Source organism: Kitasatospora sp. NPDC127060, assembly GCF_042724935.1.
Lineage (GTDB): Bacteria > Actinomycetota > Actinomycetes > Streptomycetales > Streptomycetaceae > Kitasatospora.
In genome coordinates this window covers 1-19,938 of record NZ_JBHXEG010000102.1, presented here as the reverse complement: position 1 = coordinate 19,938, position 19,938 = coordinate 1, and the positions used below count along the sequence as shown (strand labels likewise).

At 70.7% G+C, this 19,938-nt stretch carries 17 protein-coding genes; 9 read left to right on the top strand and 8 right to left on the bottom strand.

Annotated elements, in window-relative coordinates; translation table 11 throughout:
• Window positions 1-145 precede the first annotated feature (145 nt).
• The 8 genes from ACFWIS_RS36080 to dnaA all read right to left on the bottom strand — a co-directional run bounded on the left by ACFWIS_RS36080 (window position 146) and on the right by dnaA (window position 12,824).
• A complete protein-coding gene (locus ACFWIS_RS36080; RefSeq protein ID WP_380461664.1) occupies window positions 146-892 on the bottom strand; it encodes a DUF3566 domain-containing protein in 747 nt (248 codons plus the stop codon).
• 144 nt (window positions 893-1,036) lie between these two features.
• On the bottom strand, window positions 1,037-3,574 hold the full coding sequence (gene gyrA / locus ACFWIS_RS36075) for a DNA gyrase subunit A (RefSeq protein ID WP_380461672.1): 2,538 nt from the start codon (window positions 3,572-3,574) through the stop codon (window positions 1,037-1,039).
• A gap of 131 nt (window positions 3,575-3,705) precedes the next feature.
• On the bottom strand, window positions 3,706-5,721 hold the full coding sequence (gene gyrB, locus ACFWIS_RS36070; protein WP_380461663.1) for a DNA topoisomerase (ATP-hydrolyzing) subunit B: 2,016 nt from the start codon (window positions 5,719-5,721) through the stop codon (window positions 3,706-3,708).
• A 268-nt stretch (window positions 5,722-5,989) separates the two neighbouring features.
• Complete coding sequence (locus ACFWIS_RS36065) at window positions 5,990-6,529, bottom strand: DUF721 domain-containing protein (RefSeq protein WP_380461662.1); 540 nt, start codon at window positions 6,527-6,529, stop codon at window positions 5,990-5,992.
• Window positions 6,530-6,656: 127 nt separating this feature from the next.
• Window positions 6,657-7,790, bottom strand: coding sequence for a DNA replication/repair protein RecF (gene recF / locus ACFWIS_RS36060; RefSeq protein ID WP_380461661.1), 1,134 nt, complete (start codon window positions 7,788-7,790; stop codon window positions 6,657-6,659).
• Window positions 7,791-7,829: 39 nt separating this feature from the next.
• Window positions 7,830-8,705, bottom strand: coding sequence for a phosphogluconate dehydrogenase (NAD(+)-dependent, decarboxylating) (gene gnd, locus ACFWIS_RS36055; protein ID WP_380461660.1), 876 nt, complete (start codon window positions 8,703-8,705; stop codon window positions 7,830-7,832).
• 206 nt (window positions 8,706-8,911) lie between these two features.
• A complete protein-coding gene (gene dnaN / locus ACFWIS_RS36050; protein WP_380461659.1) occupies window positions 8,912-10,042 on the bottom strand; it encodes a DNA polymerase III subunit beta in 1,131 nt (376 codons plus the stop codon).
• A gap of 964 nt (window positions 10,043-11,006) precedes the next feature.
• The gene (dnaA, locus tag ACFWIS_RS36045) at window positions 11,007-12,824 is read right to left on the bottom strand and encodes a chromosomal replication initiator protein DnaA (RefSeq protein WP_380461658.1); all 1,818 of its coding nucleotides are present in this window, start codon (window positions 12,822-12,824) and stop codon (window positions 11,007-11,009) included.
• 353 nt (window positions 12,825-13,177) lie between these two features.
• Between dnaA and rpmH the strand changes: the two genes are divergently transcribed.
• From rpmH to ACFWIS_RS36000, 9 genes are all read left to right on the top strand, one after another.
• A complete protein-coding gene (gene rpmH, locus ACFWIS_RS36040) occupies window positions 13,178-13,315 on the top strand; it encodes a 50S ribosomal protein L34 (protein ID WP_030059672.1) in 138 nt (45 codons plus the stop codon).
• 18 nt (window positions 13,316-13,333) lie between these two features.
• Window positions 13,334-13,762 (top strand): ribonuclease P protein component, encoded by a 429-nt coding sequence (gene rnpA / locus ACFWIS_RS36035; RefSeq protein ID WP_380461657.1) that lies wholly within the window; start codon window positions 13,334-13,336, stop codon window positions 13,760-13,762.
• Entirely contained in the window at window positions 13,759-14,073 is a 315-nt protein-coding gene (yidD, locus tag ACFWIS_RS36030; protein WP_188307180.1) for a membrane protein insertion efficiency factor YidD, read from the top strand. Before rnpA ends, yidD begins: the two co-directional genes overlap by 4 nt.
• A 3-nt stretch (window positions 14,074-14,076) precedes the next feature.
• Window positions 14,077-15,219, top strand: coding sequence for a membrane protein insertase YidC (yidC, locus tag ACFWIS_RS36025; RefSeq protein ID WP_380461656.1), 1,143 nt, complete (start codon window positions 14,077-14,079; stop codon window positions 15,217-15,219).
• 82 nt (window positions 15,220-15,301) lie between these two features.
• The gene (locus ACFWIS_RS36020; RefSeq protein WP_380461655.1) at window positions 15,302-15,832 is read left to right on the top strand and encodes a protein jag; all 531 of its coding nucleotides are present in this window, start codon (window positions 15,302-15,304) and stop codon (window positions 15,830-15,832) included.
• Window positions 15,833-15,992: 160 nt separating this feature from the next.
• Window positions 15,993-16,820 carry a 16S rRNA (guanine(527)-N(7))-methyltransferase RsmG gene (gene rsmG, locus ACFWIS_RS36015; RefSeq protein ID WP_380461654.1) on the top strand — a complete coding sequence of 276 codons (828 nt, stop codon included), beginning with the start codon at window positions 15,993-15,995 and terminating at the stop codon, window positions 16,818-16,820.
• A 290-nt stretch (window positions 16,821-17,110) separates the two neighbouring features.
• Complete coding sequence (locus ACFWIS_RS36010) at window positions 17,111-18,061, top strand: ParA family protein (RefSeq protein WP_380461671.1); 951 nt, start codon at window positions 17,111-17,113, stop codon at window positions 18,059-18,061.
• Window positions 18,058-19,134, top strand: coding sequence for a ParB/RepB/Spo0J family partition protein (locus ACFWIS_RS36005; RefSeq protein ID WP_380461653.1), 1,077 nt, complete (start codon window positions 18,058-18,060; stop codon window positions 19,132-19,134). Before ACFWIS_RS36010 ends, ACFWIS_RS36005 begins: the two co-directional genes overlap by 4 nt.
• Before the next feature lie 133 nt (window positions 19,135-19,267).
• Window positions 19,268-19,885, top strand: a complete 618-nt coding sequence (locus tag ACFWIS_RS36000; RefSeq protein WP_380461652.1) for a GNAT family N-acetyltransferase — start codon at window positions 19,268-19,270, stop codon at window positions 19,883-19,885.
• Window positions 19,886-19,938: the final 53 nt, after the last annotated feature.

Here is a 19,938-nt window from a genome sequence, read left to right as displayed (position 1 = left end):
GCGAGCGGCCCGTTTCCGGGCGGCACGCCGCGGGCTGCCGGTGTCACCCGAATGCCGACGGGCCCCGCAGGCTGCAACAGCCTGCGGGGCCCGTAGATTCCGTCTGCGGACGGTGAACTGACCAGGGGTCAGGATCCGGCCGGGATCAGTCCTCCTCGGCCAGGGTCAGCTCGACGCCGCCGGTGAAGCCGGCCGCCGCGTTGTAGATGAACGCGGAGAGCGTGGACAGCGCGGTCAGCAGGACGACGTCGACCACGGCGATCAGTGTGGTGAACATCATGACCTGGCCGAAGCCGATGTAGTCCATCAGGTTGAGCTGGCTGCTGGCGTTGTCCGCGCCGCCGCCGGTGACGTCCTTGAGCGTCTTGGTCAGCGAGTCGAAGACGCCGAGCGAGTCCAGCGTCATCCACAGCACGGCCGAGGCCACGATGATGATGATGCCGACGGCCAGCGACAGCAGGAAGCTGACCTTCATCACCGACCACGGGTCGACCTTGGTCACCCGCAGCCGGGCCTTGCGGGTCCGGCCGAGGCCGCCGCCGACGGTCGCGGGCCCGCCGGCGGGGCGGCGCGGCGCGCCGGGCACCGGGGTGCCACCGGCCGGGGTGTTGCCGCCGGTCCGGGTGCCCCGGGGCGGGGTCGGCTGACCCTTGGCGTACGTGGTCGGCTGCGAGAAGCCGCTCTGTCCGGCAGCCGGACTGCCGGACGGGGGCGGGGTCTGGCCCCCGTAGGTCGCACCGGCCTGACCCGCTCCGCCGACCGGCGGCATCAGCGAGGTGGACGCGGCCGAGTGCTCGGTCGGCGGCTGCCCCGGCACGCCGTACGACCCCCCGCCCTGCGCGCCCGGACGGCCGCCGGAGGGTCCTCCCGCAGCACCCGTGGCTCCACTCACCTGGTCCTCCCGCACTTCCCACCAGGGCGGCGCCCTGATCCGTCACTCGTCATCCAGCGCCCGGCGGGATTGCCCGGTACTGGTCGGCGTCCGGTGCCGCCGCGTCCTCTCTCTGGACGCGACGGCACCGGTCTGCGGTTCGGTTCAGACCTCGGCGTCGCCGCCGACCGCCGTCCCCGTACCCTCGGCCGTCTCGGTGGACTCGGTGCCAGCGACCTCGTCCTCCGCCGTCTCCTCGTCCTCGGCCTCCGCGTTGCGGGCCATGCCCACGACCGCGTCGCGCTTTCCGAGGTTGATCAGTTGGACGCCCATGGTGTCACGTCCGGTTTCACGAACCTCGGAAACCCTCGTGCGGATCACCCCACCCGAGAGGGTGATCGCCATGATCTCGTCGGTGTCGTCGACCACCAGCGCGCCGACCAGCGAGCCCCGGCCCTCGACGATCTTCGCCGCCTTGGTGCCGTAGCCGCCACGTCCCTGGACACGGTACTCGTCCACGGCCGTTCGCTTGGCGTACCCGCCGTCAGTGGCGGTGAACACGTAGGTACCCGGACGGACCACGTTCATCGAGAGCAGCTCGTCGTCCTCGCGGAACGCCATGCCCTTGACGCCGGAGGTGGCGCGGCCGGTGGGGCGCAGCGCGTCGTCGGTCGCGGTGAAGCGGATCGACTGGGCCTTCTTGGAGACCAGCAGCAGGTCGTCCTCGGAGGAGACCAGCTCGGCGCCGATCAGCTCGTCGTCCTGGCCCTCCTCGTCCTGGCGCAGGTTGATCGCGATCAGGCCGCCGGAGCGCGGGGAGTCGTAGTCCTTCAGCGCGGACTTCTTCACCAGGCCGGCCCGGGTGGCGAGGACCAGGTACGGCTTGTCCTCGTAGGTGCGGACGGCCATCACCTGGGCGATGTGCTCCCCCGGCTGGAAGGCCAGCAGGTTGGCCACGTGCTGGCCGCGGGCGTCGCGCCCGGCGTCCGGGAGCTCGTAGCCCTTGGCGCGGTAGACCCGGCCCTTGTTGGTGAAGAACAGGATCCAGTTGTGGGTCGTCGTCACGAAGAAGTGGTCGACGATGTCGTCCTGCTTCAGCTGGGCACCGCGCACGCCCTTGCCGCCGCGCTTCTGCGAGCGGTAGAGGTCGGAGCGGGTCCGCTTGACGTAGCCGCCACGGGTGATCGTGACGACGATGTCCTCCTCGGCGATGAGGTCCTCGATGGAGAGGTCGCCGTCCGAGGGGATGAGGGTCGAGCGGCGCTCGTCGCCGTACTTCTCGACGATCGCGGCGAGCTCCTCGGAGATGATCTCGCGCTGACGGGTCGGCGAGGCCAGGATCGCGTTGTACTCGTCGATCTTGCGCTGCAGCTCGTCGTGCTCGTCCATGATCCGCTGGCGCTCCAGGGCGGCCAGCCGGCGCAGCTGCATCTCCAGGATCGCGTTGGCCTGGAGTTCGTCGATGTCCAGCAGGCCCATCAGGCCGGTGCGGGCGGCGTCGGCGCTGGCCGAGGCCCGGATCAGCGCGATGACCTCGTCGATCAGGTCCAGGGCCTTCAGCAGCGCGCGCAGGATGTGGGCGCGCTCCTCGGCCTTGCGCAGCCGGAAGGTGGTGCGCCGGACGATGACCTCGACCTGGTGGTTGACCCAGTGCCGGATGAAGGCGTCCAGCGACAGGGTGCGCGGCACGCCGTCGACCAGGGCCAGCATGTTGGCGCCGAAGTTGGTCTGCAGCTCGGTGTGCTTGTACAGGTTGTTGAGCACGACCTTGGCGACCGCGTCGCGCTTGAGCACGACCACCAGGCGCTGACCGGTGCGGGACGAGGACTCGTCCCGGACGTCGGCGATGCCGGCGATCTTGCCGTCCTTGACCAGGTCGGCGATCTTCAGCGCGAGGTTGTCCGGGTTGACCTGGTACGGCAGCTCGGTGATCACCAGGCACTGGCGGCCCTGGATCTCCTCGACCTCGACCACGGCGCGCATGGTGACCGAGCCGCGACCGGTGCGGTAGTAGTCGTCGATCCCGCGGCGGCCGACGATCAGCGCGCCGGTGGGGAAGTCAGGGCCCTTGATCCGCTCGATCAGCGCCTCCAGCAGCTCCTCGGCGGAGGCCTCGGGGTTCTCCAGGTACCAGAGCGCGCCGGAGGCGACCTCGCGGAGGTTGTGCGGCGGGATGTTGGTGGCCATGCCGACCGCGATGCCGGTGGCACCGTTGACCAGCAGGTTGGGGATGCGCGCGGGCAGGACGGTCGGCTCCTGCGAGCGGCCGTCGTAGTTGGGCGCGAAGTCGACGGTCTCCTCGTCGATGTCGCGCATCATCTCCATGGCCAGCGGCATCATCTTGCACTCGGTGTAGCGCATGGCCGCGGCCGGGTCGTTGCCCGGGGAGCCGAAGTTGCCGTTGCCGTCCACCAGCGGCATCCGCATCGACCACGGCTGGGCCAGCCGGACCACGGTGTCGTAGATCGAGGTGTCACCGTGCGGGTGGTAGTTGCCCATGACGTCGCCGACGACGCGGGCGCACTTGTAGTAGCCCTTCTCGGGCCGGTACCCGCCGTCGTACATCGCGTAGAGCACGCGGCGGTGCACCGGCTTGAGGCCGTCGCGGACCTCGGGGAGCGCCCGGCTGACGATCACGCTCATCGCGTAGTCGAGGTAGGAGCGCTGCATCTCGGTCTCGAGCTCGACCGGCTCGATCCGCATGGTCGCCTGGGCGGTGGCCTCGGCGGGCTCGGGGGTCTCGGGCTGGTCGCCTTCGGGACGGTTGTCGTCGACCACTGGTGGTCAGTTTCCTTTCACGCGGACTGGTACGTGCGGGGCCTGGTTCGCAGGCGTCACACGTCCAGGAAGCGGACGTCCTTGGCGTTGCGCTGGATGAAGGAGCGGCGGGCCTCGACGTCCTCGCCCATCAGCACGGAGAACAGCTCGTCGGCGCGGGCGGCGTCCTCCAGGGTGACCTGGAGCAGCAGCCGGTGCTCGGCGTCCATCGTGGTGACCCGGAGCTCCTCGGCGTTCATCTCGCCGAGACCCTTGAAGCGCTGGATCGCGTCGTCCTTGGGGAGCCGGCGCCCGGCCTCGACGCCGGCGGCGATCAGCGCGTCGCGCTCGCGGTCGGAGTAGGCGTACTCGAAGTCGTCCTTGCCCCACTTGATCTTGTACAGCGGGGGCATGGCGAGGTAGACGTACCCGGACTCGACCAGCGGCCGCATGAAGCGGAACAGCAGGGTCAGCAGCAGGGTGCGGATGTGCTGACCGTCGACGTCGGCGTCGGCCATCAGGACGATCTTGTGGTACCGCAGCTTGGACTCGTCGTAGTCCTCCTGGATGCCGCAGCCGAAGGCCGAGATCAGCGCCTGGACCTCGGTGTTCTGCAGCACCTTGTCGATCCGGGCCTTCTCGACGTTCAGGATCTTGCCGCGGATCGGCAGGATGGCCTGGGTGCGCGGGTCCCGGCCCTGCTTGGCCGAGCCGCCTGCGGAGTCACCCTCGACGATGAAGATCTCGCACTCGGACGGGTCCTTGGACTGGCAGTCCGAGAGCTTGCCCGGAAGCGACGCGGACTCCAGCAGGCCCTTGCGGCGGGTGAGGTCGCGGGCCTTGCGGGCGGCGACGCGCGCGGTGGCGGCCTGGATGGACTTGCGGATGATGTCCGCGGCCTCGTTGGGGTTGCGGTCCAGCCAGTCGTTGAGCTGCTCGTGGACGACCTTCTGGACGAAGGTCTTGGCCTCGGTGTTGCCGAGCTTGTCCTTGGTCTGGCCCTCGAACTGCGGCTCGCCGAGCTTGACCGAGATGATCGCGGTCAGACCCTCGCGGATGTCCTCGCCGGAGAGGTTGTCGTCCTTCTCGCGGAGCAGCTTCTTGTCCCGCGCGTAGCGGTTGACCAGGCCGGTCAGCGCGGCGCGGAAGCCCTCCTCGTGGGTGCCGCCGCCGTGGGTGTGGATGGTGTTGGCGAAGCTGTAGACCCCCTCGGTGTACGAGGAGTTCCACTGCATCGCGACCTCCACCGAGATCGCCTTGTCCTTGTCCTCCGCCTCGAAGTCGATCACCGAGGGGTGGATGACCTCGCCCTTGCGGGAGTTGAGGTGGGCGACGAAGTCGGCGATGCCGCCGTCGTACTTGTACGTGACGGTGAGCGGCTTGCCCTCCTCGTCCACGTGCTCGGGGCGCTCGTCGGTCAGCGAGATCGACAGGCCCTTGTTGAGGAACGCCATCTCCTGGAAGCGCCGGGAGAGCGTCTCGAAGGAGTAGACGGTGGTCTCGAAGATGTCGGCGTCGGCCCAGAAGGTCACCGTGGTGCCGGTGCGGTCGGTCTCCGCGCCCTTGACCAGGGCGGCGGTCGGCGCGCCCATCTTGTAGTCCTGGGTCCAGATGTTGCCGTCCTTGTGGATCTCCACCGAGAGCCGGGTGGACAGCGCGTTCACCACCGAGACGCCGACGCCGTGCAGACCGCCGGAGACGGCGTAGCCGCCACCGCCGAACTTGCCGCCCGCGTGCAGGACGGTGAGCACGACCTCGACGGCCGGCTTGTCCTGACCGGGGACGATGTCCACCGGGATGCCTCGGCCGTTGTCGACGACGCGGATCGCGCCGTCGGCCATGATCGTGACGTCGATGGTGTCGGCGTACCCGGCCATCGCCTCGTCGACGGAGTTGTCCACGACCTCCTGCACCAGGTGGTGCAGGCCGCGCTCACCGGTGGAGCCGATGTACATGCCGGGGCGCTTGCGGACGGCGTCGAGGCCTTCCAGCACCTGGATGTTGCTACCGGTGTAGGAAGCCTGGTCGGTCTGGTCTGGGGTCTGGCTGGGGTTGCCGGAATCGGCCACGAAGCGCCCTCTCTGGCACAGCACGGGCCGCATTCCCGCCCCGTGCGGGCGAGCGTGCGACCACGGCGTTTCGACTCGGTTGCCACTAGCAACAGTGTTTGGCTTTCAGTCTACCGGTACGACTGACAGAGATGGGCGTTTGGCAGCCCTTGAAGGCAGATATGCCGCCCTGAATCCCCTCGGCACGAGTCCCGATACTCGCCCGGGGGGCCCGAGGCGCCTGGAAGGGCCGTCAGGGGTTCCGGAAGATCGTGGTCCGATCCCGGCCGGAACCGGCCGGCGCCGGCCGGGCTCAGCCCCAGGTGTCGCCCGGGCCCTTGCTGCCGGGCGCGCGCAGCCGGCCGTAGCCGCGGACCGGCGCGGCCGGGCCGAGCACCTTGATGGTGCGGACCGTGCCGTGGCCCAGCTCGTGGTTCAGACGGGCCACCAACTGCCGTGCCAGCCAGCGCAGTTGAGTGGCCCAGGCAGTGGAGTCGCACTGCACGGTGAGCACCGCCTCGGCCTCGTCGTAGGAGGAGGGGTGGCAGTGCGCGGCGATGTCCGGGCCGACGATCTGCGGCCAACGGCCCATCACGCCGCCGACCGCGGCCGAGGACTCCCAGCCGCGCTCGGTCAGCAGCCGGTTCAGCGCCGCGCCCAGCGGCACCGGGTCGCGGCCGTCCGAGCGGGCGCCGCTGCGCAGCCCGTGCCGCTTCGCCTCGCGCTTCTGCTGGACCTGCTCCCCGCGCTGGCGGGCCTGGGCGCGGGCGGCCCGCAGGGCGGACCGGGCGAGGTCGGCACCGGTCGGCTCGGCGCCGCCGGGGCCGGGGGAGGTCTCCGCCGATTCGCTCACGGCGATCTCCTTTCCCCAGCCTGTGGACAACCCGATGAGCCGTCCAGCCTACGGGAGCGCGCGCACGCCGGACGTCGGCACCTGCCGTGCCGCGCTGTTCCGTGATGTGGGTGTGGTGCCGGGGGGATCAGGCGTCGATCCGGCGGACGGCACCGTCGGCGACCGCGAACCGGGCGCCGGCCAGCGCCTTGGGCACGTCCTCGGCCACCGCCGCCGTCACCAGCACCTGCTCGCCGTCGGCCACCAGCTCCGCCAGCCGGTCCCGGCGGGCGGCGTCCAGCTCGGCGAACACGTCGTCCAGGATCAGCACCGGCTCGCCGCCGTCGGCGCGCAGCAGCTCGTACGAGGCCAGCCGCAGCGCCAGCGCGAACGACCAGGACTCCCCGTGGCTGGCGTAGCCCTTGGCGGGCAGCGGGCCGAGCTTGAGCCCCAGCTCGTCGCGGTGCGGCCCGACCAGGGTGATCCCGCGCTCGACCTCCTGCTTGCGGACCGCCAGCAGTGCCGCCAGCAGCTGCTCCTCGGCCTGCTCCCGGCTGGTCGGCAGCTCGCCCTCGAAGGAGCTGCGGTACTCCAGCGCGGTCTCACCGCCGCCCGGGGCCACCCGGCCGTACGCGGCCGTCACCAACGGCTGCAGGGCCGCCACCAGTTGGATCCGGAAGGCCGTCAACTCGGCTCCGGCGCGGGCCAGATGGCCGTCCCAGACTTCCAGGGTGGAGAGGTCGGCGCCCTTGCCGCCGCCGGCCCGGCGGGCCATCGCGGCGGTCTTCAGCAGGGCGTTGCGCTGCTTGAGCACCCGCTCGTAGTCCTGCCGGACCCCGGCCAGCCGGGGTGCGCGGGCGGTCAGCAGCTCGTCCAGGAAGCGCCGGCGCTCGCCCGGGTCGCCCTTGACCAGGGTGAGGTCCTCGGGGGCGAACAGCACGGTGCGCAGCAGGCCCAGCACGTCGCGCGGGCGGACGTTGTCGGAGCGGTTGATCCGGGCGCGGTTGGCCTTGCCCGCCGTGAGCTCCAGCTCGACCAGGGTGGAGCGGCCGCGGTCCACCACCGAGGTGCGGATGACCGCCCGTTCGGCGCCCAGCCGGATCAGCGGGGCGTCGGTCGCGACGCGGTGACTGCCCAGGGTGGCGACGTAGCCGATCGCCTCGACCAGGTTGGTCTTGCCCTGGCCGTTGGGCCCGACGAAGGCCGTCACGCCCGGGTCGAGGGGAACCTCGGCCCGGGCGTACGACCGGAAGTCGGCGAGCGACAGGTGCGCGACGTGCATGGCGGTGGCTGCGCTCGCCTTCTCCGGAGGGGCCTGCGGTTACTTGGACTCGACCGCGTGGCCGCCGAACTGGTTGCGCAGCGCGGCGATCATCTTCATCTGCGGGGAGTCGTCCTGGCGGGAGGCGAAGCGGGCGAACAGCGAGGCGGTGATCGCCGGCAGCGGCACCGCGTGGTCGATCGCGGCCTCGACGGTCCAGCGGCCCTCGCCGGAGTCGGCGGCCCAGCCGCGCAGCTTGTCCAGGTGCTCGTCGTCGTCCAGGGCGCGGACAGCCAGGTCCAGCAGCCAGGAGCGGATGACGGTGCCCTCCTGCCAGCTGCGGAAGACCTCGCGCACGTCGGTGACCTCGGGGGCGGCCTCCAGCAGCTCCCAGCCCTCGGCGAAGGCCTGCATCATCGCGTACTCGATGCCGTTGTGGACCATCTTGGCGAAGTGACCGGCGCCCACCGCGCCCGCGTGCACCGAGCCGAAGTCGCCCTCGGGCTTGAGCGCGTCGAACACCGGCTGGACCAGGGCGACGTGCTCGGCGTCGCCGCCGTACATCAGGGCGTAGCCGTTCTCCAGGCCCCAGACGCCGCCGGAGACGCCGCAGTCGACGAAGCCGATGCCCTTGGCCGCCAGCGCCTCGGCGTGCTTGATGTCGTCCGTCCAGCGGGAGTTGCCGCCGTCGACCACGACGTCACCGGGGGAGAGCAGTTCGGCGAGCTCGTCGACGGTCGCCTGGGTCGCGGCACCGGCCGGAACCATCACCCAGATCACGCGCGGGCCCTGGAGCTTGGCGACGAGCTCCTGCAGGCTCTCGACGTCGGAGATCTCCGGGTTGCGGTCGAATCCGATGACGGTGTGGCCGGCGCGGCGGATCCGCTCGCGCATGTTGCCGCCCATCTTGCCGAGACCGATGAGGCCGAGCTCCATGACCAAATCCTTACTGTGGGGACGTGCCTGGCGGCGGCGCCGTTGCCGCACTCCCCGAGCCTACGCTTCCGGCGGATCCGGACTCCGCGCCGCCGGGCCGACCGGGGGAGAGCGGGGGAGACGCAGGGGGAGAGCGTCGGGGGAGACGTCCACAGGCTGTGCACAGCGGGTGTGCACAGCCTGTGGACGACCGACCTAGCCGGCGGTCAGCCGGAGAGGCGGACCGGCATGATCAGGTACTGGTACGCCTTGTCCTCCTCGGCGTCCACCGAGACCTTGCCGCTGAGCAGGGCCGGCTTGGTCGGGGTGGTGAAGCTCAGCTGGGCGAAGGGGGAGTCGATGGCCTTGAGGCCCTCCTCCAGGTAGCCCGGGTTGAAGGCGATCGAGATGTCGTCGCCCTCGAGGTCGGCCTCGATCCGCTCGGTGGCCTGGGCGTCGTCGCCCGAACCGGCCTCCAGGGTCAGCACGCCCTGCTCGAAGTTGAGCCGGACCGGGGTGTTGCGCTCGGCGACCAGCGAGACGCGCTTGAGCGCCTCCAGGAAGGGCTGGGTCTGGATCGCGGCGACCGCGCTGAACTCGGTCGGGAAGAGGCTGCGGAACTTGGGGAACTCGCCCTCCAGCAGCCGGGTGGTGGTGCGGCGGCCGGCGCCCTCGAAGCCGATCAGGCCCTCGCCCGCGCCGCCCGACGAGAGCGCGATGGAGACGGTGTCGCCGCTGCCCAGGGACTTGGCGATGTCCTGGAGGGTCTTGGCCGGGACCAGCGCGACCGCGGAGATGTCCGACTGCTCGGGCTTCCACAGCAGGTCGCGGACGGCGAAGCGGTAGCGGTCGGTGGCGGCCAGGGTGATCCGGTCGCCCTCGATCTCGACCCGGACGCCGGTGAGGACCGGCAGGGTGTCGTCACGGCCGGCCGCGACGGCGGCCTGGCTGACCGCGGAGGCGAAGACGTCACCGGAGACGGTGCCGGTGGCGGTCGGCATCTGGGGCAGGGCCGGGTACTCGTCCACGGGAAGGGTGGGGAGGGTGAAGCGGGAGCTGCCGCAGACCACGCTGACCCGCTGGCCGTCGGTGGAGATCTCCACAGGCCTGTTGGGGAGGTTCCGCGAGATGTCGTTGAGCAGGCGACCGGAGACCAGGACGGTGCCGGCCTCCTCGATGTCCGCCTCCAGCTCGACCCGGGCCGAGACCTCGTAGTCGAAGCCGGACAGGGCCAGGCTGCCCTCCTGCGCGGTCAGCAGCAGGCCGGCCAGCACCGGCACCGGCGGCCGTGCCGGGAGGCTGCGAGCAGCCCAGGCCACCGCCTCCGCGAGGACGTCACGCTCCACCCGGAACTTCACCGGTAACCGCCTCCTGGATCGAGCGCTCCCGCTCGCACTCTGGTTCGTCTGATCTTGATCGTCGGTCCGCCTGTCCGCCGAGCTCTACCACTCCGCTTCCAGTCGCAAAGGACAGTCTGACGTACTCCGCCGACAGACGGGGCAGACGGGCGGAAGCAACCCGAACAAGCGTCGGGTCCGACGGCCGGTCGCGTTGTCCACAGATTTCGGGCCCACCCACTTTGAAAGCAGGTTCACGGTCTAACTGTGTAGCGGTAGTAGTAGGGCCTGTGGAAACCGTGGATAACCCCGTTTCCGCAGGTCAGCGCCCGAATTTTGTCCACAGTGGGTGTGGACGGCGGCTGTGGACGGGCGAGCCGCGCTGTGGACAGCCGAGCGTTACCCACAGGGCACGCAGGGTATCCACAGGTTATCCCCAGGGCTGTCCCCAGATCCGGGCCCGGTTATCCACGGGCGCCGGTCAACTTTTCGTGACGCCTTTCACACCAGGGTATGAACAGCGTCACAAGGTTGTCGAACTGTGGACCCCGCTGTGGACAACCTGGGGATAACCGTCCCAGCCCTGGGGACAACCGGTGGATAACCCGGACGGCCCACTGGCGGCCCGTCAATTGTCCACACCCTGTGGATAACCGTTGTGCACAAGTCCACAGGCACCTGACCTGCGCGGAAGAGCGTAGCGGCGACGGGCCTGTGGACGAATTCTGGATAACTCCGGACTCCCCGGCCTGTGGACTGTGCAGAAGGGGCCCGTCCTGTGGACAACGGCCTTGCGCGCCCTCGGTTTTCGAATCACCGGTCAGTTGTTCGGCGCGGGCTGTGGACTGGTGGCACGTCCGTCAGGCGGATTCCTGCCCAGCCGGAGCGCGACGCACACCTGTGGAAACGGCGAAAGGGCGTCAGGATCGCTCCTGACGCCCTTCGGGGGCTCGCGGGGGGCACGGGGCCAACTCGTGCCGAGCGGCTAGCTCTTGATGCGGTTGGTGAGCTCGGTGACCTGGTTGTAGATGGAGCGCCGCTCGGCCATCAGCGAGCGGATCTTGCGGTCCGCGTGCATCACCGTGGTGTGGTCGCGGCCGCCGAACTGCGCGCCGATCTTCGGCAGCGAGAGGTCGGTGAGCTCCCGGCACAGGTACATCGCGATCTGCCGTGCCGTCACCAGCACCCGGCTGCGCGAGGAGCCGCAGAGGTCGTCCACGCCCAGGCCGAAGTACGCGGCGGTCTGCTGCATGATGACCTGCGCGGTGATCTCCGGACCGGCGTCCTCGTCCCCGCCCGGGATCAGGTCCTTGAGGACGATCCCGGCCAACTCCAGGTCCACCGGGGCCCGGTTGAGGTTGGCGAAGGCGGTGACCCGGATCAGCGCGCCCTCCAGCTCCCGGATGTTGCGGGTGATCCGGGACGCGATGAACTCCAACACGTCTGCGGGGGCGTTGAGTTGTTCCTGGATCGCCTTCTTGCGCAGGATCGCGATCCGGGTCTCCAGCTCCGGCGGGGTGACGTCGGTGATCAGTCCCCACTCGAAGCGGTTGCGCAGCCGGTCCTCCAGCGTGGTCAGCAGCTTGGGCGGCCGGTCCGAGGACAGGACGATCTGCTTGTTCGCGTTGTGGAGGGTGTTGAAGGTGTGGAAGAACTCCTCCTGGGTGGACTCCTTGCTCGCCAGGAACTGGATGTCGTCCACGAGCAGGATGTCCATGTCCCGGTAGCGGCGGCGGAAGGTGTCCGCCTTGCCGTCCCGGATCGAGTTGATGAACTCGTTGGTGAACTCCTCGGAGGACACGTAGCGCACCCGGGTGCCCGGGAAGAGGCTGCGCGAGTAGTGCCCGATGGCGTGCAGCAGGTGGGTCTTGCCCAGCCCGGACTCGCCGTAGATGAAGAGCGGGTTGTACGCCTTGGCCGGGGCTTCGGCGACGGCCACCGCCGCCGCGTGGGCGAAGCGGTTGCTGGCGCCGATGACGAAGGTGTCGAACAGGTACTTGGGATTCAGCCGGGCGGCCGGCTCGTCCTTGCGCGAGCCGCCGGCCGGGGGAGCGCCGGGCGGGGCGGGCACCCCAGGGACGCCGGGGCGCTCGGCGGACCGCTCGGCGGCGGGCTTCTCGGCCGGGCGGCCGCCGGAGGGCCGGGAGCCGTGCCCGCGGCGGCCGGCGCCGGCGCGGGGCTGCTCGCCTGGGCCGGGGCCGTACGCGCCGCCGAAGAGGTCGCCCTGGGTCGTCGAGGGCGGGCCGGGGAGGTGGCGCGGCGCCTGGCGGGGAGCGGGCTCCTCGGCCTCCGGGTACGGCGCCTGGTGCTCCTGGTAGCCGGGCCAGGGCTGGGCCGGCTGGCCGCCGTAGGGCGCGGGGCGCTGCTCGTAGCCGCCGGTGTCGTAGCGGGGGCGCTCGTAGTCCTGCTCGTACGGCTGGCGGTAGCCCTGGTCGCCGTAGTCGGAGTCGTCCTCGGCCGGGCCCGGGTACGGCTCGGTGGGGGCCGGGTACGGCTCGGCGGGGGCCTGGGGGGCCGGCGCGGGGGTGGTCGGCGCGGCGTTGGCGTCCACCATCACGGCGATCCGGACCGGCCGGTTGAGTTCGCGGCTGAGCGCGTCGGTCAGCTGGGGCAGCAGCCGACCCTCCAGCACCTGCTTGGCCCGCTCGTTCGGGGTCGCCAGCAGGGCGGTGTCGTGCATCATCCACATGGGCTGGGTGCGCTGCACCCACTGTTTGTCCATCTCCCCGATATCGGGGTCGCTGACCAGCCGCTCGACGACCCTCGCCCAGACCGGGACAAGGTCGCTGTTGACATCAGCCACTGGTGCACGCTTTCCAAGAACAAACCAGACAAGTCCTGCAACGGTAGTCAGCGAACAGGGACGGATCAAGTCGTTGTCCACAGGCTGTGGGTAAACGCCCTCCGGAGGGCTGGTTTGACCCTCGTGCCCCGTCCCGCGTACCGTAACCAGGTCGAGTTGTCGATGGCCGCTGCCGCATGTCCGCGGGTCCACCCGCTCCATAAGGCGCGCAGCACGGGCGCCGTGGATTGCCCAAGACCCCAGCCGAACTGGGGCGATGGGTCGGATTTCCGAATCATGGGGAGATCACGCGGACGCACGGTGACGGCCAAGCGACCCCCCGTCATCCTACGATTCACCTCAGGAGCCCCCGAGTGAGCAAGCGCACCTTCCAGCCGAACAACCGTCGTCGCGCGAAGACCCACGGCTTCCGGCTGCGTATGCGTACCCGCGCCGGCCGCGCCATCCTGGCTGCCCGCCGTGGCAAGGGCCGCGCCAGCCTGTCCGCCTGATCCGCACCAGAGTCTGTTGTGCTGCCCTCCGAGAATCGGTTGCGGCGGCGCCAGGACTTCGCGACCGCGGTGAAACGCGGTCGCCGGGCCGGCCGGCCCCTTCTGGTCGTCCATCTCAGCAGAGACGACGAGCAGCAGGGGCAGACCGACCGGACCAGCGACATCCGCCCGCACGTCGCCGAGGGGACTCCTTCGGCGCGTGCGGGTTTCGTCGTGAGCAAGGCCGTTGGCCCGGCGGTCGTCCGCAACCTGGTGAAGCGCCGGTTGCGCCATCTTCTCCGTGATCGTCTGTCCAGGCTGCCCGCCGGTAGCCTGATAGTGGTGCGTGCGCTGCCCCAGGCCGCGACCGCCTCGTACCAGGACCTCGAACGTGATCTGGACGCGGCGCTCAAGCGGTTGCTGAGGGTCGAGCCCGCCGCGACGGCGCCGACGGGAGCAGGGCGATGAAGTACCTGCTGATGGGTCTGATCAGGGTCTACCAGTGGACCATCAGCCCACTGCTCGGTCCGGTCTGCCGTTACTACCCCTCCTGTTCGCACTACGGCTACGAGGCCGTGAAGGTGCACGGGGCGGTGAAGGGCGGCGGGCTGACCGTCTGGCGCATCCTGCGTTGCAACCCCTGGTCGCCCGGCGGGGTGGACCACGTTCCGCCTCGCAAGCACCCGGTGTGGCACCGCCGGCTGCGTGATCTGCTGAGCCCCAAGAGCGGGACCGCCGAGCCGGAGCCGGTGGCGAAGCCCGATGTCCAAGGAGTCTGACCGGTGACCTTCGGTTTTCTGAGTCCCCTCTACACGGCGGTGTCCTGGATCATCGTCCAGTTCCACTCGCTGTACAGCAACATCTTCGACCCGGACGGTGGCTGGGCCTGGGGTCTCGCCATCGCCTCCATGGTGGTCGTCATCCGGATCTGCCTGATCCCGCTCTTCGTGAAGCAGATCAAGGCGACCCGGGCCATGCAGGCGATCCAGCCGAAGATGAAGGCCATCCAGGAGCGCTACAAGAACGACCGGCAGCGCCAGTCCGAAGAGATGATGAAGCTGTACAAGGATGCGGGTACCAACCCGTTCTCCAGCTGCCTTCCCATCATCGTCCAGGCGCCGTTCTTCACCGCCCTCTACGGTGTGCTGTCCAACGTCGCCAAGGGCCACGACATCGGCGTGATCCACGGCTCCCTGCTGGTGAGCGCCGGCAAGGCGCACATCTTCGGCGCCCCGCTCTCCGCGACCTTCGTCAGCAGCCCCGAGACCAGTGTCAAGATCGTCACCGCGGTGATGATCATCATGATGTCGCTGTCGCAGTTCGTCACCCAGCGCCAGCTGATGACCAAGAACGTCGACCTCACGGTCAAGACGCCGTTCATGCAGCAGCAGAAGATGCTGATGTACGTCTTCCCGGTCATGTTCGCCGTGATGGGCATCAACTTCCCGGTCGGTGTCCTGGTCTACTGGCTGACCACCAACGTCTGGTCGATGGGTCAGCAGCTGGTCGTCATCCACAACAACCCGACCCCGGGCAGCAAGGCTTTCGAGGAGCGCCAGGCGCGTCTGAAGAAGGCCGGCCGACTGCGTGCGGACGGTACGGAGATCAAGGGCGCGCTCTGGGGCATGCTGCCCCCGTCCAAGACGGCCATCGCCGAGGCGGCCTCCGCCGCCGCCGTGGTCGAGGAGTCGGTCCGGGCGAGCCGCCAGCAGCCCCGTCGCCAGACCAAGGCCCAGCGCCAGCACAGCGGTGCCACCCAGGCGGCCGAGCCGGGTGAGGACAGCGCCGCCGAGGACGCCGTCCCGGCCGACTCCGCTGCCGAGCCGGCGGCCGACAAGCAGACCGCGGCCAAGCCCGGCGGCACCAAGCAGGGCACCCGGCAGCAGCCCAAGCGCGGCGGCCAGCGGCCGAAGAAGAAGTCCTGACCGACCCCTGGCCCGTTGTGGCAGCTGCGAAGAGCTTCGTTCCCCGCCCGCCAGCCGGGCCCATCTCCGAAGGAGTCCATCAGTGACGGAAGGCACCACCTCCGCCGTCGAGGCCGAGGACGTCGCCAGCACCGACGAGAGCCTCATCACCCGCCTGGAGCAGGAGGGTGACATCGCAGCGGACTACCTGGAGGGTCTGCTCGACATCGCGGACCTCGACGGTGACATCGACATGGACGTCGAGGGCGACCGTGCCCTGGTCTCCATCGTCAGCGACGGCAACGACCGCGCGCTGCAGCGCCTGGTCGGCCAGGACGGCGAGGTGCTGGAGGCCTTGCAGGAGCTGACCCGGTTGGCTGTCCACCGGGAGACCGGCGAGCGCAGCCGTCTCATGCTGGACATTGCCGGCTTCCGGGCCCGCAAGCGCGAGGAGCTGGCCGTTCTGGGCGCCGAGGCCGTGGAGCAGGCCAAGAGCAGCGGCGAGCAGGTCAAGCTGCGGCCGATGACGCCCTTCGAGCGCAAGGTCGTCCACGACGCGGTCGCGGCCGCCGGTCTGCGCAGTGAGTCGGAGGGCGAAGAGCCCCAGCGGTGCGTGGTCGTGCTGCCGGCCTGAGGTCGTCGGACCGACGACCGGTCGCCGCGGCGGCCGGTGAGCCTTACCGAACGCGACCCCGTCCGCCTCGTGCGGGCGGGGTCGTTGTTCCTTCTGGGATGTTTCACGTGAAACAGTGCGTTTGAGCGGGTCGGTGGATCCGGAGATCGGAGAGGTCGAGATGGACACGGAGAGCGCGGCCGCCGGCCGTCCGGGGGCGGACGTGAACCCTGACGCTGAGGAGCGGGCCGAGGTGCCCGAGCTGGACGTGCTGGCCGAGGCACCGGCCGCCGCCCGGGAGGTCTTCGGCGACCGCTTCGACGCCGCCGTCCGCTACACCGAGCTGCTGGCCACGGCGGGCGTCCGGCGCGGGCTGATCGGGCCCCGCGAGGTGCCCCGGCTCTGGGACCGGCACGTCCTCAACTGCGCGGTGCTGGCCGAGCTGCTGCCGGCCGGATCCACCCTGTGCGACGTCGGCTCCGGCGCCGGCCTGCCCGGCATCCCGGTGGCGCTGGCCCGCCCGGACGTCTCGGTGACCCTGCTGGAGCCGCTGCTGCGCCGGACCACCTTCCTGGAGGAGGTCGTCCGGGAGCTGGCGCTGGAGAACGTCACGGTGCTGCGCGGCCGGGCCGAGGAGATGGTCGGCAAGCTCGCGGTGGACGTGGTGACCGCCCGGGCGGTGGCCCCGCTCGACCGACTGGCCGGCTGGGGCATGCCGCTGCTCCGCCCGCACGGGCAGATGCTGGCGCTCAAGGGCGACAGCGCCGAGCAGGAGCTGGCCGACTCGCGCGCCGGGCTGGCCAAGCTCGGCGCCGTCGAGTGGACCGTGATCGAGGTCGGCGAGGGCACCCTGGAGACCTCGACCCGGGTGGTCCAGGTCAAGGCGGGGGAGAGCCCCGGCGGGGTGAAGGCCGCGACCCGACGGGCCAAGGTGGCCCGGGCCGGCCGCAACGCCGGCGCCAAGAACGGTCAGGGCGCTGCCCGGGGCGGCCGGCGCCGCAGCCGCTGACCCCCGGCACGCACCACGACAGCGGGCGGACGGTCCCCTCCGACGGGGGAACCGTCCGCCCGCTGTCGTTCGGATGACGGGTGGGCCTCCAGCGGATCACCGGAGTGTCGCAACGTCAGATTTGCGACATAGCGGGCATGGTGTTTCACGTGAAACGTCGCTCTCTGCTCTCTGACAGCTTCGACTGGCGGCTCCGCCGCGGGCTCGGCCTCTTCCGAGCGGCGACTGTTGCCGCTCCGGTTTCACGTGAAACACTGAGCCCCATGCAGGACTCGGAGACCATCGACCAGATCGATGACACGCCCATCGCGCGGGCTGCCCAGGCTGCGGTTCAGGCGATCGGCCGAGCGGGGGAGGGGCTGCCCCGGCCCGCCGCCACCCGGGTGATCGTGGTCGCCAACCAGAAGGGCGGGGTGGGCAAGACCACCACGACCGTGAACATGGCCGCCTCGCTGGCCATGCACGGGCTGCGCGTCCTGGTGGTCGACCTCGATCCCCAGGGCAACGCGTCCACCGCCCTCGGCATCGACCACCACGCCGAAGTGCCCTCCATCTACGACGTCCTGGTCGAGGGCAAGCCCCTGGCCGACGTGGTCCAGCCGGTCGTGGACGTCGAGGGACTCTTCTGCGTCCCCGCCACCATCGACCTGGCCGGCGCCGAGATCGAGCTCGTCTCGCTGGTGGCCCGGGAGAGCCGGCTGCAGCGGGCCATCGCCGCCTACGAGCAGCCGCTGGACTACATCCTGATCGACTGTCCGCCCTCACTGGGCCTGCTGACGGTCAACGCCCTGGTGGCCGGCCAGGAGGTGCTGATCCCGATCCAGTGCGAGTACTACGCGCTGGAGGGCCTCGGCCAGCTGCTGCGCAACGTCGAGCTGGTGCGCGCGCACCTCAACCCCACGCTGCACGTCTCGACCATCCTGCTCACCATGTACGACGCCCGGACCAGGCTGGCCGCCCAGGTCGCCGAGGAGGTCCGGACCCACTTCCAGGCCGAGGTGCTGGGCACGGCGATCCCGCGCTCGGTCCGCATCTCGGAGGCGCCCAGCTACGGGCAGACGGTGCTGACCTACGACCCGGGCTCGACCGGGGCGCTGTCGTACCTGGAGGCCGCCCGCGAGCTCGCGCTGCGTGCGGTGGGTCAGGGCGGCGGCTCGCTGGTGGGTCAGCAGCGGGACGGCAGCGGTACGGGGCACGGCGCCCCGATGGCACAGCACGGCACGACGGAGGGTCAGCAGTGAGTGGTCGCAGGGGTCTGGGACGAGGGCTCGGGGCGCTGATCGGCCCCGCCGCGCCGGCGGACGGCGGGGCGGCGCAGCCCGCCTCCGCCCCGTCCGCGCCGACCTCGGTGGTGCCGGCCGGCGCGACGTCGCCGGCCTCGGTGCCGGTGCTGCCGGGTGGCCGCGCCACGGTCGCGGCCCGGGCGGCCGTCGGGCGGCAGGCGGAGCAGTCGACGCCGGCGCCGGTGCCCGGTGCCTCCTTCGCCGAGCTGCCGCTGGACGCGATCACCCCCAACCCGCGCCAGCCGCGCGAGGTGTTCGACGAGGACAAGCTGGCCGAGCTGGTCACCTCCATCAAGGAGGTGGGCCTGCTCCAGCCGATCGTGGTGCGCCAGGTCGCGGCCGAGCGCTACGAGCTGATCATGGGCGAGCGCCGCTGGCGGGCCTCCCGCGAGGCGGGGCTGGAGCGGATCCCGGCGATCGTCCGGGTCACCGAGGACGACAAGCTGCTGCTGGACGCCCTCCTGGAGAACCTGCACCGGGCCGAGCTGAACCCGCTGGAGGAGGCAGCCGCCTACGACCAGCTGATGCGGGACTTCTCCTGCACCCACGAGGAACTGGCAGACCGGATCGGCCGCTCGCGGCCACACGTCTCCAACACCCTGCGGCTGTTGAAGCTCCCGGCGCCCGTCCAGCGCCGGCTGGCGGCCGGCACGCTGACCGCCGGGCACGCCCGGGCGCTGCTTCCGCTGACGGATCCCGAGGCCCAGGAGAAGCTGGCCGGGCGGATCATCGCCGAGGGCCTCACGGTGCGCAACGTCGAGGAGCTCGTCCTCCTGATGCGCTCGGAGGAGCCGAAGGGGGAGAAGCGCCCGGCGCCGAAGGCGGGCAGGATCATCTCCCCGGCCTTCAACGACCTGGCAAGCCGGCTGTCGGACCGCTTCGACACCCGGGTCAAGGTCGAGGTGTCGCAGCGCGGTGGCAAGCTCGGCAAGGGCAAGGTGGTGCTGGAGTTCGGATCGGTCGAGGACCTGAACCGGATCCTGGACAGCATGGCTCCGGGCGAGGACGGTCTGCGGCTGTCGCAGGGCTGAGCCGGCCGACCGGACCGAGGGCAACGACCCGATGGGTGCATGTGCCACGTGAGCGCTGTTTCACGTGAAACATGCACCCATCGGCGTTCGTGGGGGAATGCTCGACCGTGAAAGGGAGGAGGAGGTACGGGCCATGGGACGCCGGATCGCTCCGCTGACGTTGGACAACCTCGCGGACCTGCCGACGGGCTGCCGCTCCTGTGTGTTCTGGGAGCTGGACCCGGTCAGTGGGAAGGAGGCGGTGGAGTCGGGGAAGCCGGAGCTGGAGAAGGAGGGGTGGATCTCCGCGGTGCTGCTGGAGTGGGGGTCCTGCGGCCGGATCGCCTACGTGGACGACCAGCCCGCCGGGTTCGTGCTCTACGCGCCGCCCGCCTATGTTCCCCGCTCCCAGTCGTTCCCGACCAGCCCGGCCTCGCCGGACGCCGTGCAGCTGATGGTCAGCCGGGTGCTGCCGGGCTACCAGAGGCAGGGGCTGGGCCGGGTGCTGGTACAGGCGGTGGCCAAGGACCTGTTGGGGCGCGGGGTGCGGGCGATCGAGGCCTTCGGCTGGGCGGGCCGGGTGCCGACCAGCTGTGTGCTGCCGGCCGACCATCTGCTCGCGGTCGGCTTCAAGACCGTACGGCCGCACCCGCGGTACCCGAGGCTGCGGCTGGAGGCGCGGACCACGCTCTCCTGGCGCGGGGACGTGGAGGGGGCCCTGGAGCGGCTGCTCGGCGGCGGGCGGAAGGAGCCGGCCCTGCGGCCGTTCTGAGCGGGGCCGGACGACGGCGGCGGGGGGCCCCCCAACGGGGGCCCCCCCCCCCG